12 protein-coding genes are annotated in these 13,931 nt (G+C 64.4%); 6 read left to right on the top strand and 6 right to left on the bottom strand.

What is annotated here, in order from left to right:
• Positions 1-15 precede the first annotated feature (15 nt).
• From CHB75_RS08635 to CHB75_RS08625, 3 genes are read right to left on the bottom strand one after another with little or no spacing between them, the layout of a single operon-like run.
• On the bottom strand, positions 16-1,638 hold the full coding sequence (locus CHB75_RS08635) for an ABC transporter ATP-binding protein (protein ID WP_089270134.1): 1,623 nt from the start codon (positions 1,636-1,638) through the stop codon (positions 16-18).
• The gene (locus tag CHB75_RS08630) at positions 1,635-2,450 is read right to left on the bottom strand and encodes an ABC transporter permease (RefSeq protein WP_089270133.1); all 816 of its coding nucleotides are present in this window, start codon (positions 2,448-2,450) and stop codon (positions 1,635-1,637) included. The genes CHB75_RS08635 and CHB75_RS08630 overlap by 4 nt, the downstream gene beginning before the upstream one ends.
• Complete coding sequence (locus CHB75_RS08625; RefSeq protein WP_089270132.1) at positions 2,447-3,391, bottom strand: ABC transporter permease; 945 nt, start codon at positions 3,389-3,391, stop codon at positions 2,447-2,449. Before CHB75_RS08625 ends, CHB75_RS08630 begins: the two co-directional genes overlap by 4 nt.
• A gap of 63 nt (positions 3,392-3,454) precedes the next feature.
• Between CHB75_RS08625 and CHB75_RS08620 the strand changes: the two genes are divergently transcribed.
• Positions 3,455-3,658, top strand: a complete 204-nt coding sequence (locus CHB75_RS08620; RefSeq protein ID WP_089270131.1) for a hypothetical protein — start codon at positions 3,455-3,457, stop codon at positions 3,656-3,658.
• A gap of 408 nt (positions 3,659-4,066) precedes the next feature.
• Here CHB75_RS08620 and CHB75_RS08615 read toward each other — a convergent pair whose 3' ends face one another.
• Positions 4,067-5,557: an ABC transporter substrate-binding protein gene (locus CHB75_RS08615; protein ID WP_089270130.1), complete on the bottom strand. Its 1,491-nt coding sequence runs from the start codon at positions 5,555-5,557 to the stop codon at positions 4,067-4,069.
• 163 nt (positions 5,558-5,720) lie between these two features.
• On the opposite strand from CHB75_RS08615, the gene panB reads away from it, so the two are divergent.
• On the top strand, positions 5,721-6,554 hold the full coding sequence (gene panB, locus CHB75_RS08610) for a 3-methyl-2-oxobutanoate hydroxymethyltransferase (protein ID WP_089270129.1): 834 nt from the start codon (positions 5,721-5,723) through the stop codon (positions 6,552-6,554).
• Positions 6,551-7,396 (top strand): pantoate--beta-alanine ligase, encoded by an 846-nt coding sequence (gene panC, locus CHB75_RS08605; RefSeq protein ID WP_089270128.1) that lies wholly within the window; start codon positions 6,551-6,553, stop codon positions 7,394-7,396. The genes panB and panC overlap by 4 nt, the downstream gene beginning before the upstream one ends.
• Positions 7,397-7,493: 97 nt before the next feature.
• Here the strand turns inward: panC and CHB75_RS08600 are convergent, their stop codons facing one another.
• Both CHB75_RS08600 and CHB75_RS08595 read right to left on the bottom strand, forming a co-directional pair.
• A complete protein-coding gene (locus CHB75_RS08600) occupies positions 7,494-8,765 on the bottom strand; it encodes an acetylornithine deacetylase/succinyl-diaminopimelate desuccinylase family protein (protein ID WP_089270127.1) in 1,272 nt (423 codons plus the stop codon).
• Positions 8,766-8,880: 115 nt separating this feature from the next.
• Positions 8,881-9,840, bottom strand: coding sequence for a DUF2125 domain-containing protein (locus tag CHB75_RS08595; protein ID WP_089270126.1), 960 nt, complete (start codon positions 9,838-9,840; stop codon positions 8,881-8,883).
• Positions 9,841-9,908: 68 nt separating this feature from the next.
• Here CHB75_RS08595 and CHB75_RS08590 point away from each other — a divergent pair, with 68 nt between their 5' ends.
• From CHB75_RS08590 to CHB75_RS08580, 3 genes are all read left to right on the top strand, one after another.
• On the top strand, positions 9,909-10,439 hold the full coding sequence (locus CHB75_RS08590) for a gamma-glutamylcyclotransferase (protein WP_089270125.1): 531 nt from the start codon (positions 9,909-9,911) through the stop codon (positions 10,437-10,439).
• A 78-nt stretch (positions 10,440-10,517) separates the two neighbouring features.
• On the top strand, positions 10,518-11,729 hold the full coding sequence (locus CHB75_RS08585; protein ID WP_089270124.1) for a biopolymer transporter ExbB: 1,212 nt from the start codon (positions 10,518-10,520) through the stop codon (positions 11,727-11,729).
• Between the two features lie 3 nt (positions 11,730-11,732).
• Positions 11,733-13,784, top strand: coding sequence for a peptidoglycan -binding protein (locus tag CHB75_RS08580; RefSeq protein WP_089270123.1), 2,052 nt, complete (start codon positions 11,733-11,735; stop codon positions 13,782-13,784).
• Positions 13,785-13,931: the final 147 nt, after the last annotated feature.

The following is a 13,931-nucleotide window of genomic DNA, read 5'->3' as shown; positions in this document are numbered from 1 at the left end:
TCTTGCTCGGAAGGCTCATGTCATGCCCCTATCTGTCGATAGAGCCTCGTCACCAAAGGCAGGCAGGCGCGGGGCGGCGGCGATCAGTTTGCGGGTGTAGGGATGCGATGGGGCATCAAAGACCTGATCTGTGGGCCCCTGTTCGACGATCTCACCAGCCTGCATGACCATCACTCGGTCGGTGATGCCGCGCACGACCGACAGGTCATGGCTGATGAACAGGTAGCTGAGGCCATAGCGCCGCGACAGGTCTGCGATCAGGTCCAGGATCTGTGCACGGACCCGTACATCAAGGGCCGAAACAGCCTCGTCAAAGAGGATGAGTTCGGGGCGGGTGATCAGGGCGCGGGCGATGGCGATGCGCTGGCGCTGCCCGCCGGAAAACGCGTGGATGTACTTGGCCCCGTCTGACGGTGACAGGTCGACCGCTGTCAGCACTTCGGCAATTGCGGCGTCGCGGGCGGCCGCGGTGGGGGCGTCGTCCATCAGGTGGAAGGGTTCGCTGATCAGGCGGGCGACGCGGTGGCGGGGGTTGAAGCTGCTGTAAGGGTCCTGAAAGACGACCTGCATCTTGCGGCGGGTCGCGGGGTTGTTCACGTCGATCAGTCTGCCATCAAGGGTGATCTGGCCGCCGCTGACCGGATCAAGGCCAAGCATGGCGCGCGTCAGCGTGGACTTGCCAGAGCCGCTTTCGCCAACAAGTCCAAGGCGTTCACCGCGCCGGATATCAAAGCTGACATCCTTGAGCGCGCGAAACCGGGGGCGCGGCTGAAACAGACCCGTGCGTTTCATCGGGTAGTCGCGGCTGACGTTCTGCACACGCAGGAGCGGTTCGTGCACGGGCACATCGCAAAGCTGCGCCCGGTGGCGGGACGCTGCGAACAGGGCGCGGGTGTAGGGGTGACGGCGCTGGCGGAACACATCGTCCGTAAGGCCCTGTTCGACGATTTCGCCCTTGCGCAGCACGGCGATCCGGTCGGCAATCTGGCTGACCACGGCAAGGTCGTGGGTGATCATCATCAGCCCCATCGCGAAATCCCGCACAAGGTCGCGCAGCAGATCGAGTATCTGCGCCTGCGTGGTGACGTCTAGCGCGGTTGTCGGCTCGTCCGCAATCAGCAGGGCGGGCCGGCGGATGATGGCCATGGCGATCACCACGCGCTGCCGCTGCCCGCCCGAGAGTTCGTGCGGAAAACGGGTCAGCGGGACCTTTTCGGGCGGAAGGCCAACGCGGGTGAGCGTGTCGCGCACCAAATCCCTGGCGCTTGCGGGTGTCATCGGCGCCTCGCCATTGCGGCGCAGGCGAAGCGTTTCGGCAACCTGATGGCCGATGGTCTGAAGCGGGTTCAGCGCAGTCATCGGTTCCTGAAAGACCATGCCAATCGTGTTGCCACGCTGGTTGCACATCTGCGGTTCGCTGAGTTGCAAAAGGTCCGTGCCGTTGAGGGCGATTTCGCCCGTGGTTTCAGCACCCTGCGGCAGCAGCCCCATGGTGGCCAGCGCAGTCATCGACTTGCCGGAACCGGATTCGCCGGTCAGGGCAAGGATCTCGCCCGGGGCGATGCTGACGGAAAGGTCGCGCAGGATCGGGGTGCCGTGGATGGACAGGGACAGGTTGCGGATGTTCAGCAGGGTCATGGTTTCCGCCCCCGCAGGCGCGGGTCGAGCGCGTCGCGCAGCCCGTCGCCCAGGAGGTTGAGGCCCAGAACCATGAGAACGATGGCCATGCCGGGGATCACAGCCACATGCGGCGCGATGGCCACCATGGTCTGGGCATCGGCCAGCATACGCCCCCAGGACGGGATCGGCGGCTGGGCACCAAGGCCGACATAGGACAGGCCCGCCTCGGCCAAGATGCCCAGCGAAAACTGGATGGTTCCCTGCACGATCAACAGGTTGGCAAGGTTGGGCAGGATGTGTTCGACACTGATCCGGGCTGCGGATTTGCCTGCGACACGGGCGGCAAGAATGAAATCACGCTGCCACAGGGACAGGGCGCCGCCCCGGGTGAGGCGGGCAAAGACGGGGATGTTGAAGATCCCGATGGCGATGATCGCATTCACCGCACCGGGGCCGAAAACGGCGGTGATCAGGATGGCGATGACAAGGCTGGGGAAGGCAAAGATCAGGTCGTTGCCGCGCATGACGATCTCGTCCAGCCAACCGCCTGCCCGGGCGGCGGCAGTCAGGCCAAGGGGCACGCCAAGGCCCATGCCAAGGCCGACCGCAATCAGCGCCACGGCAATGGAGGTGCGCGCACCGACCATGATCATGCTGAGAAGATCACGGCCAAAATGGTCTGTTCCCAAGAGGTTAGACATGTCCGGGGAGTGCAGGCGGGCGGCGATGTTCACACCCGTGATACCGTACGGGGTCCAGATAAAGGACAGCAGAGCGGCGCCGACAAACAGGCTGGTGAGGGTGGCGCCGAGGGCGAGAGAGAGCCTCATGCGCGGGAACGCAGGCGGGGATCGACGGCGGCGTAGGCGAGGTCGACGAGGAAATTTACCAGGATCACTGCGAATACCAGCAGCATCACCACGGATTCCACAACGATCAGGTCGCGCTGGCTGATGCTTTGGAAAACGAGGCGTCCGAGGCCGGGGAGGTAGAAAACCTGTTCGATGATTATGGCCCCGGCGAGCAGGAATGAGAACTGCAATCCGATGATAGTTAGCACTGGAATCAAGGCGTTACGCAGGGCGTGCCGCCACAGGGTCTGGCGGCGGGTGAGCCCTTTGGCGCGGGCGGTGCGGATGTAATCTTCGTGCAGGGTGTCGAGCAGGGCGGAACGTAGCACGCGGGTCAGGATAGCGGCCTGAGGCAGGGCGAGCGCCACGGCGGGGAGCGTTAGCGCCTTGATTGCGCTGGGAAAATAGGACCATCCGGGGAAGCCGCCGGCGCTGAACCAGCGCAGGTTGATGGCGAAGAACAGCACCAGAAGCATGGCAAACCAGAAATTCGGCAGGGCAATTCCGAGCTGTGTGGCGGCCATCACGCTGATATCGCTTGTTTTTCCGCGGCGGGCGGCGGCAAGGACACCGGCGGGAAAGGCGATCAGCACGGCCAGCCCCAAGGCATAAAGCGCGAGCGGCAAAGAGACCCAAAGCCGGTCTGAAATCATCTGCGAAACTGGGGTGCGATAGGTGTAGGACATGCCGAAATCACCCGCGAGCATTCCGGTTACCCAGTTGAAATAACGCGTTATTTTAGGGACATCGAGGCCAAGTTCGCTACGCAGCGCCGCCAGTGTGTCAGGTTGCGCGTTGATGCCGAGCATGTAGCTGGCGGGGTCCCCGGGGGCCACTTCTACCACCAGAAAAATGACCACGGAGGCGACAGCGAGGCTGATCGCAAGAGAGGTCAAACGCGAGAGGGCATAGCGCAGCATGTCGGCACGTTAGGGCGCAACCGCAGGGCGGTCCAGAGGCGGAAATCGGCGTATGGCACGCGTATGGAAAGCGTATGGTTCCCGTATGGCTGTGCGTATGGGTTGGCCGTGCTGGATGAGGGCGCGGGAGAGCCGCCAGCAGGCTGGTCGCGAATCGTGGGCAACCTGTCAGGACAGGCGGTGCAACGCGCGGAGCGGCTGATGAGTGGGTCGGTGATCATGGGAGGTGCCGGGCTGTCGATCGCGTCAGGTCATGCCGGTAAATGATGCGCTGGGCGGCGACGGATGCCAAAGCCTAGTGCATTTGGACAAATATTTTGCACCGAATGGCAAGTAACAACAGCATCATAGAATTTAATTGTCTGCCAGATGAGTTTTATTTTGACAGAATGTCGTGAACATGTCCAAAATGTGATCGAAATGTAAACGGAACTGTTTCCGCCAGATAGCAGCGCGCTTGTTTGGTTTTTGTGTTTGTAAGGACCGGTTTGGTCAGTACGTTGAAACGCGGGGGGCAGTCCACCCAGATCTGAATGTGGCGCCACGGCGTTTGCGGGTCCGGGAAAAGTTTCGGCGTGCGAGAAGGAATGGAAGAGGAGTCCGGACCTTTATGATGCCGACGAAAGCCGGAGCTTCGCGCTCCGGCTTTTTTTTGTGCCGCTTTGCGGGCGGGCGTTATTCCGCCCAGCTGACGCCGGTCAGATCGGTCGCCTGTGTCGGCTGGTTCAGCCACAGACCACGCAGGCGGGCATCGGCGACGGTGGGATAGGCCAGCTGGAACAGGTAGCCGTTCACGTAATCGTCGGCGATCATCGTCTGGGCCTGACGCAGCAGATCCGAGCGCGCCGCCGCGTCGGTGGTGGTGTTCAGCGTGGTCATCAGGTCCTGAAACGCCGGGTTGTCGTATTGAAAGTAGTAATCCGGCCGGGCGTAGATGTTGATGTCCATCGGCTCGGTATGGCTGACGATGGTCAGGCCGAAATCGTGGCCGCGAAAGACTTCCTCAAGCCACTGGGCCCATTCGAGGTTGGTGATTTCGGTCTGGATGCCGACCTCGCGCAGCTGGGCGGCGATGATTTCGCCACCGCGCCGGGCATAGGAGGGCGGCGGCAGTTTCAGCGTGGTGGTAAAGCCGTCCGGCAGGCCGGCATCAGAAAGCAGGCGCAGCGACAGTTCGGGGTCATAGGCGGATTGCGCGGTCAGGTCGACATAGTCGGGATTGTGCGGCGCAAAGTGTGTGCCGATAGGGGTGCCAAGGCCGAACATCGCGCCGTCGATCACGTCCTGACGGTTGATGGCATGGGCGACGGCCTCGCGGACCTTTGGATCGTCAAAGGGGGGCTGTTTGTTGTTCATCGCCAGAATCGTCTCGCCCTCGGTGCTGCCGACGAGGACCTGAAAACGTGGATCAGCCTCGAATTGGGGCAGGTTTTCGGGGGCGGGGAAGCCTGCAAAGGCGTCGATATCCTGTGCCATCATGGCGGCAAAGGCGGCGGTGGGGTCGGAAATGAATTTGAATGTCGCGCTGGTCAGGGCGGGTTTGTCACCCCAGTAGCCGGGGTATTCGGTCAGGGTGATCTGGTCGCCCTGCCGCCAGTTGTCGAACCTGAAGGGGCCGGTGCCGATTGGCGCGGTCTTGATATTGTCGATGCTTTCGGGGGCCACGATGACGGCATCGCCCCATGCAAGGTTGAACAGGAAGGCGCCGTTGGGTTGCGCAAGGGTGATGGTGACGGTTTGGGCGTCGGTCACGGTGACATCGGCGATATCGGCGAACAGGGCCTTTTGCGCGTTTACGCTGTCGTCGGCGCGGGCGCGATCTAGGCTGAATTTCACGTCTTCGGCGTCCATGGTGGTGCCGTCATGGAAGGTCACGCCGGGGTGCAGGTGGAAGGTGTAGGTCAGGCCATCGGCGCTGATCTCCCAGTTGGTCGCCAGCGCGGGGATGACGCTGCCATCGGGGGCGAAACGGGTCAGACCTTCGAACACATTGGCGTATAGCACCGAGTCGATGGCCCCGGCGGCGGCGCTGGTGGGGTCAAGGTGAGGCGGTTCCAGCTGCAACGCGATGGTAAGGTCGGTCTGCTGGGCATGGGCGGCGGTGGCAAGGGCGAGGGTCACGCCAAAGGCGCGTGCCAAAGTGGCGGTCGGGGTCCGGCGTTTCATTCGGCGTCAACTCCTGCAATGGGGCGCGTCGGCGGCGCCGGTTGCACCGACTGTCGGATGAAATGGCGTTGCGTTCAAGCGCTCTGCGCGGGTGAAGTGCTGGCGGCGGGGCGTCGGGTTTGGTAGATGCAGCGCGCATCCTGGTCATGAGGAGAGTCCCGAGATGAGTGCAACCGCCCGCAAATCCGCACCGCTGCCCGATGATATCCGTGCCCGCAAGGGGGGCGTGCCGCTGGTGTCGCTGACCGCCTATACGACGCCGATGGCACAGGTGATGGACGCCCATTGCGATTTCGTGCTGGTCGGGGATTCGGTCGGGATGGTGCTGCATGGGCTGCCTTCGACGCTGGGCGTGACGCTGGAAATGATGATCCTGCACGGTCAGGCGGTCCGGCGCGGGCTGTCCCATGCCATGATGGTGGTCGACATGCCGTTCGGATCCTACGAGGAAAGCCCGGCGCAGGCGTTCCGCAATGCCGCCCGGGTGATGGCCGAAACCGGGGCGGGGGCGGTCAAGCTGGAAGGCGGCGTGGCGATGGAGGAAACCATTGCCTTTCTGGTGCGGCGCGGCATTCCGGTGATGGCGCATATCGGCCTGACGCCGCAGTCGATCAACACGCTGGGCGGTTACAAGGTGCAGGGGCGCGGTGCCGCCGGTGAGGCGCTGCTGGCCGATGCCCGGGCGGTGACACGGGCGGGTGCCTTTGCGGTCGTGCTGGAAAAGGTGCCGGAAACGCTGGCGGACCTGATCACGGCTGAGGTCGAGATTCCGACCATCGGGATCGGTGCCTCGGCGGGATGTGACGGGCAGATCCTTGTGGTGGATGACATGCTGGGGCTGTTCACCGCGTTCAAGGCGAAGTTCGTCAAACGCTACGCCGATCTGGGCGAGCAGGCCGAACTGGCCGTGGCCGCCTATGCCACAGAGGTGCGCGCCCGGCAGTTTCCGGGGCCTGAACATGTCTTTGGTGACGCTGCACCGGGGAAAAAGGCATGAGCGCGCCGATTGTGCGCAGGCTGACCGAGCTGCGCGCCGAAGTCGACGCATGGAAACGCGCGGGGCAGACCGTGGGTGTGGTGCCGACCATGGGCGCGCTGCACGACGGGCATCTGTCGTTGGTGCGCGCTGCCAAGGCCGGGTGTGACCGGGTGATCGTGACGATTTTCGTGAACCCCAAGCAGTTCAATTCGCCCGAGGATCTGGCGAATTACCCCCGGACCGAGGTCGCGGATGCCCGCAGGCTGGCGCCGCTTGGCGTCGATGCCGTTTATGTGCCGGACCCGGATCAGATCTATCCCGATGGGTTCTGCACGACGGTGTCGGTCGCGGGGCTGACGGATGTTTTGTGCGGTGCCAACCGGCCCGGGCATTTCGATGGCGTGGCGACGGTGGTGACCAAGCTGTTCACCCAGACCCGGGCCGATCGCGCCTATTTCGGCGAAAAGGATTACCAGCAGTTGCAGGTGGTGACCCGGCTTTCGCGGGATCTGGACCTTGGGGTCGAGGTGGTGGGCTGCCCGACCATCCGCGAGGAAGACGGCCTTGCCATGTCATCGCGCAACCTGCTGCTGTCGGATCGCGCCCGCGTCTGGGCACCCGAGCTGCACCGCGCGATGGAAGAGATGGCCAGTGGCCTGCTGGCGGGGGGCGATCACGATGCCCTGCGCGCCGTGGCCGAGGCACGCCTGACGCGGGCGGGGTTTACCGGGGTGGACTATCTTGACCTGCGGGCCTGCGGGGATCTGGCGTTGATGACCACCGTGGACAGGCCCGCGCGGCTGCTGGCCGCCGCATGGCTGGCCGGGGTACGGCTGATCGACAATATCGCAGTGGGCTGAGTCGCGCTGACTGCGGCGGTGAAAGGGGGGCGCTGCCCCCGCCGCCTGTCGGCGCCTCCCCCGGGATATTTCTGGGCAGATGAAGGGGGGCGCCGCGTCAGGGCAGGAGCAGCGATTCCAGTGTTCTGCCCATCACGCGGGCGGAATCGAGCATGTCGGTCACGCCGATCCATTCGTCCGGTTTGTGCGCCAGCTCCAGCACGCCGGGGCCGTAGGCGATGCAGTTCTTGAGCTTGCCGATGCGGTCGATGTGTTTCTGATCATAGGAGCCGGGCGAGGCGACGTAGGTCGGTTCCTGCCCCAGTGTGTCGCGGATCGCCTGGGTGACCGTGGTGACGATGGGCGCGTCGCGGTCGGTCATCGAGGGGATCACGCGGTTGAGTTCGGTGATCGTGTAGTCGAAATTTGCGCGGTTGGATTTGAGGTTGTCGAGCAGGGCGATGACTTCGGCGCTTACCGACTCGATCGGTTCTTCGATCAGGAAGCGGCGGTCGATGGTGATGCGGCAGCTGTCGGGCACGCAATGGGCAGGCAGGCCGTCGTAATCGGGCGGATTTTCCGGCTGGCCGCCGTGGATGGCGTTGATGTTCATGGTGGAACTGCGCGCGCCTTCGGGCACCACGGGCATGTCGGTGTGCCGCGCGGCCATGGCGGGGTATAGCGTGTCTTCGAACGCTTGCAGGACCGCGCCCATGTGGCGCACGGCGCAGTCGCCAAGGAAGGGCATGGAGCCGTGGGCGATTTCGCCTTTCGTCTCGATCTCGGCCCACCAGCCGCCGCGGTGACCAAGGCAGATGCGGTCCTTTTGCAGCGGTTCGGGGATGATCACGTGCTGCACCCGTTCGGGGTTGAACCAGCCCATTTTGGCAAGGTAGGCAACACCGCCGTAGCCGCCGGATTCTTCGTCCGCCGTGCCGGAAATTTCGATGGCACCGGCAAAATCGGGGTGCTGTTCCAGAAAGGCTTCGACGGCGATGATCGAGGTGGCAAGGCCGCCTTTCATGTCGCAGGCGCCGCGGCCGTAGATCTTGTCACCGTCCAGTTCGCCGCCAAAGGGATCGCGGGTCCAGCCTTTGCCGACCTCGACCACATCGGTGTGCGAATTGAAGTGGATGCAGGGGCCTGGGCGGGTGCCTGTGACGCGGGCGACGATGTTCCAGCGCGGGTGCCGGTCGCTGTCGCCGGGGGTGCCTGTCGCGCGCACAAGGGTGCAGTCGAACCGGGGCGAGAGGCGTTTTTCAAGGAATGCGCAGATCGTGTCGTAGTGCGCGCCCGGCGGGTTCAGCGTGGGGATGCGGATGAGATCCTGTGTGAGCGCGATCAGGTCGTCGCGTTTTTCGACAATGCGGGTGCTGAGCGCGTCTGACATTTGAGCCTCCTGTTTTGTGGCAAGTTGTTTCTGGTTCGCAGGAGGCATGCAAGCATAAGTTGTATGACTGCGGGAAACGTTGGTCAGAATTATTGTTGGTGTGCTTACAAAATAATCAGGGCAGGCGCAGCGGGGGGATGCGGCCCAGCTGGATCATCCCCATGGATATGGCACCGTCGTTGACCCGGAGGGTGAGGTCGCGTGCGCCATCCGTGCGGTTGAGGTTGCCGGACAGGGTCAGCGCCTGTTCCAGCGGTGCGAATAGGGCGGGTGGCAGGCCAGAGGATGCACGCGCCAGCGTCAGCATCTGTGGCCAGTCGGTCGCCTGTAGAGACAGGGTGCCGGTGGCAAGGCCCTGATCGTCCAGCGTGAGATCGCCGGAGAGCTTCAGCGACTGCGCCCCGAGGCGATATTCTGCAAGGCGCAGCGCGATCTGGACGGGGTGCGGGCGGGGGCCGGTCAGCGACGCCTTGGTGAGCGGCTGGTCAAAGGTCACGGTGGCATCGACGCTGAGACCGCTGGCGTTGGGTGCGGCAAGGGCCGCTGCACTGTCGGCAATACCGGTGGCGTTCAGCGCAAGGCGGTAGGTCGGACCGTCGATATGGGTGAAGGCACCGGTGACACCAGCCAGCGCCAGCGTGCCCGAGGGCGCGGCGAAACTCAGGCTTTCGGATTCCAGATTGCTGCGCAGCAGGGCGTCGCCGTCAAGGATCAGGCTGGCGCGCATGCCCGTGTCGGTGATCCGCGTGGTGCCGGTGGCCGTGGTCAGGGTCTGATCGTCGGGCCAGATCAGGATCAGGTGGTTCGGTTTGTAAGCGAGCCGGAAGATCTGAAGGAACGGCGCCTGCCAGGTGATCCGGGTCGCGGGATCGGCAAGGGTGACGTCGGTAAGGGTCGCATCCAGACGGTTGGGGAATCCGAGGACCGTGAGGTCGCCATACTGCGCCTCCCACCCGGCGGTGCGGCGGGCGTCGAACCAGGCGGCGGTTTGCTGGCGCAGCTGGTGCGCGGACCAGAACCAGTGGCCGGACCAGGCGAGACCCGCCAGAATGATGACAAAGAGTAGCCGTTTCATGGTGCTGGACCCCTTTCGGAAACTGTCTGATTGGTGTTTACAGCCCCCGTCAGAGAAGGGCCAGAATGATGGTGATGTGGGTTTTCGGATATGGATCGCTGCTGTGGAACCCCGGGTTCGAGGTTGCCGAACGTGCGCCCGCGTCCCTGCCGGGCTATGCGCGCAGTTTTTGCATGCGTTCGATCCACCACCGGGGCACCGAAGAGGCGCCGGGGCTGGTGCTCGCGCTTGATGAGCATGCCGATGCCGTTTGTGACGGGCTGGCGCTGCGGGTTGCAGGCGGGCACGAGGATGCGACGCTGGACTATCTGCGCGAACGCGAACTGATCTCTTCCGCCTACGTTGAACGGGTGCTGCAGGTGCGCCTGCGGGACGGGCGCGATGTGGAGGCGGTGACCTATGTGATCGACGCCGCGCATGTGCAGTATTGCGGCGGTCTGCCGCTGGAAGAGCAGGCGCAGATCATCGCCCGTGCCGTCGGCGGGCGTGGCCCGAATGCCGAATATCTGCACAATACCACCCGACATCTGGTCGAGTTGGGCATTCCCGATGCAGAACTGCAATGGTTGAGCGAGCGCGTGCAGGTTCTCGGCGCTTAACCGCTTGGCTTGTCTGGGGATAGGTCATAGGGTCTGCTCTGAAAAACCTTAGCAATTCCAGCGTCAGGAGCGGTCCGCATGGACAAGCCGGACCTCACGGCCGACCCCCATTTCTCGCAACCCGTGCGTCAGATCGTGCTGATGCTGGCGGTGCTCGTGCTGTCGGGCATTGGCGGCATGATGGCGCTGCCGCGCGTCCTGCCGATCTTTGAATCCAACCCCTACCTCAACGGGTTCATCTTTCTTGTCTTTCTGATCGGCGTGATCGCCTGTTTCTGGCAGGTGGCGCAACTGATCATCTCGGTCCGCTGGATCGAGAGTTTCGCCGCGGACCGGGAAAAGGGTACGCAGGCGCCGCAGATGCTGGCGCCGCTTGCGACGCTGCTGCGCACGCGCGGCAAGCGGATGCAGATTGCGACCAGTTCAACCCGGTCGATCCTTGAATCCGTGGCACAGCGCATCGACGAAGAGCGTGAGATCACGCGGTATATCGTCAGTCTGCTGATCTTTCTGGGCCTTCTGGGCACCTTCTACGGTCTTGCGACCACGGTGCCGGCGCTGGTTGAAACCATCAAGTCGCTGGTCCCGAAAGAGGGCGAATCCGGCGTTGAGGTGTTTTCGCGCCTGATGGAGGGTCTGCAAAACCAGCTGGGCGGCATGGGCGTGGCCTTTGCCTCGTCATTGCTGGGTCTGGCGGGGTCGCTGATCGTTGGTCTGCTGGAGTTGTTCGCGGGTCACGGGCAGAACCGGTTCTACCGCGAGCTTGAGGAATGGCTGAGTTCGATCACCCGGCTGGGGTTTGCCGATGGCGACAGCACCGGCGAAATGGGCGGCGCGGCCATCGCACTGGACGCGATGGCGGATCAGATGGAGGTGCTGCAAGGCATCTTTGCCCGCTCTGAAGAGGGCCGTGCCGAAGTCGATGCGCGTCTGGGCCAACTGGCCGATGCGGTCGAGCGGATGACCGAACGGATGGAGGCGACGGCGCCGTCGTCCAACGCGCTGGCGCGGATTGCTGACGGGCAGGAACGGCTGATTGATGTACTGTCGCGCAAGGAGGCCTCTGAAGGGCTGGACGCCGAAAGCCGGATGCGGCTGCGGTCGATCGACGTGCAGATGCTGCGGATATTGGAAGAAATCAGCGCCGGACGGCAGGAAAGCATGGCCGAGCTGCGCACCGATATTTCTGCGCTGAGCCGCGTGCTGGCGCAGATGGGCCGACAGGTGAGCGCGCCCGCCGCACCCGCGGTGCCGCGCCCCCGTGTGATGAAACCGGGTCAGGAGAGCTAGGCCATGGCTCTTTCGCGCCGCACCGGGGCACGTTTTCAGCATTCGATCTGGCCGGGATTCGTCGATGCGATGACCGGGCTGCTGCTGGTGCTGATGTTCGTGCTGACCATCTTCATGGTGGTGCAGTTCGTGCTGCGCGAGACGATCACCGGGCAGGAAAGCGAGCTGAGCACGCTGTCGGGCGAGTTGTCGGCGATTGCGCAGGCGCTGGGCCTTGAAAAACGGCAGAACACGGCGCTGAGCGATGAATTGGGCGAGGTGCAGGCCACGCTGGATGCGCGGGAATCGCGGCTGGCGGAACAGGCCAATCTTATTTCGACGCTGACCGCGAGCCGCGACCGGCAGGCGGCAGAGCTTGAGAGTGCGGGTGCGCGGATCGCGTCGTTCGAGGAACAGGTGGCCGGGCTGCTTGCGGAACAGTGGGATGCGCAGGCGCGGTTGGCGGACCTTGAACAGGCGCGCGCGACCCTGACGGATGAAAAGGCGGCGCTGGATCTGGCGCTGGCCACCGCACGCAGCGAGGTCGATGCCCAGGCCGAAGCGGCGCGGCTGGCTGCGGCCCGGCGCGAGGCGCTGGATGCGCTGGTTGCCGATCTGCGGGCCAAGAATGCCGATGTGACATCTCAGGTCGGCGCGCTGACCGAACGGGTGTCGGAACTGGGCGCGGCCCTGACGGAAGAAGAGGCGCAGAGGCTGGCCGAGGCCGAGGCGGCTGCGGTGCTGCGCGAGCGGCTTGAGGCATCGGACGCGGAGCTGACGGCGATGACGCTGTCGCTTGAGGAACAGCGGTCCCGGGCCGAGCAAACGCTGACGCTGCTGGCGGCGGCGCGCAAGGCCGAAGCGGATTTGGATTCGCGGCTGGCGGCGGCGCTGGTCGAGGGCGAGGATCGCGCGGCGCGGGTTGCGTCGCTTGAGGATCAGCTGGCCGAGGCAAACGCTGCGGCAGGGCAATTGACGGATACTGAGGCGCGTCTGGCCGAGGCGCTGGTGCAGGCCCAGCAGGCCGAGACGGATCTGCGCGACGCGCAGGCGTCCGGGCAGGAGCGGGATGCCGAATTGGCCGATCTGCGGCAGCAGCTGGCGGCGGCACAGGCGCAACTGGCCGAGCAGACGGGCGATTCGCAGTCACTGGAGCAGAAGCTGGCAGCGGCGTTGGCGGCAAAACTGTCGGTCGAGAGCGATGCCGAGGAGGTGCGCAAGCAGCTGACGGTGGCGCTGGCGGCGCGGCGGGCGGCTGAGGCCGAGGCCGAAACGGCGCTGACGCAGGCCGAGACGCGGGCGGCGCTGCTATCAACGGCGCGGGAAGAACTGAGCACGGAGGCGGCGCGGGCCACGGAAGCGCAGAAGCAGACGGAACTGCTCAACCGGCAGGTGGCGGCGCTACGCGAACAATTGTCGTCCTTGCAGGGGCTGCTGGACGAGGCGCGCGACAGTGACGCGGCGGCGCAGGTGCAGTTGCAGAACCTTGGGTCGGACCTGAACACCGCACTGGCGCGGGTGGCTGCGGAAGAACGCAAGCGGCGGCTGCTTGAGGAGGCCGAGCGCAAGCGGCTGGAGGCGGAAACCGAGGTGCTGGAGGCGCAGACGCAGGATCTGGAACGCTACCGGTCGGAATTCTTTGGTCGGCTGCGGGATGTGCTGGGCAATCAGGAAGGCGTGCGGATTGAGGGCGACCGGTTCGTCTTCTCCTCTGAAGTGCTGTTCCCGCTGGGGTCCGCGACGTTGTCGGACGCCGGTCAGGGCGAGGTGGCCAAGGTGGCGGCGATCCTGAAGTCGGTTGCGGACGCCATCCCCGAAGGCATCGACTGGGTGATCCGGGTGGACGGGCATACGGATGACGTGCCGCTGTCGGGCTTTGGCGCATTCGCCGATAACTGGGAGCTGAGCCAGGCGCGGGCCCTGTCAGTTGTGCGCTACATGATTGATTTCCTTGGAATCCCCCCGACGCGGCTGGCGGCAAACGGGTTTGGCCAGTATCAGCCGGTGAACCCGGCAGACACGCCCGAGGCCCGTGCGCAGAACCGCCGGATCGAGTTGAAATTCACCGAAAAGTAGCGATGGTTTTCCCAAGGGTGGGCAGGCCGTCTTGGCGTGTTTGGAAAGCGAAGAAGCGCAAGCGTCACGGGGCCGACCCGGTGCGGTTGCCTGTGCGCGCAGCGCTGCGTGTGGTGCAAGGTTGCCATAGAAGGCTGCGGTTGGTTC

The organism is Puniceibacterium sediminis, from assembly GCF_900188035.1.
In the GTDB taxonomy this organism is placed as follows: Bacteria; Pseudomonadota; Alphaproteobacteria; order Rhodobacterales; family Rhodobacteraceae; genus Puniceibacterium; species Puniceibacterium sediminis.
Note: the sequence above shows the minus strand (reverse complement) of the source record. Positions and strands in the feature narration are given on the sequence as shown.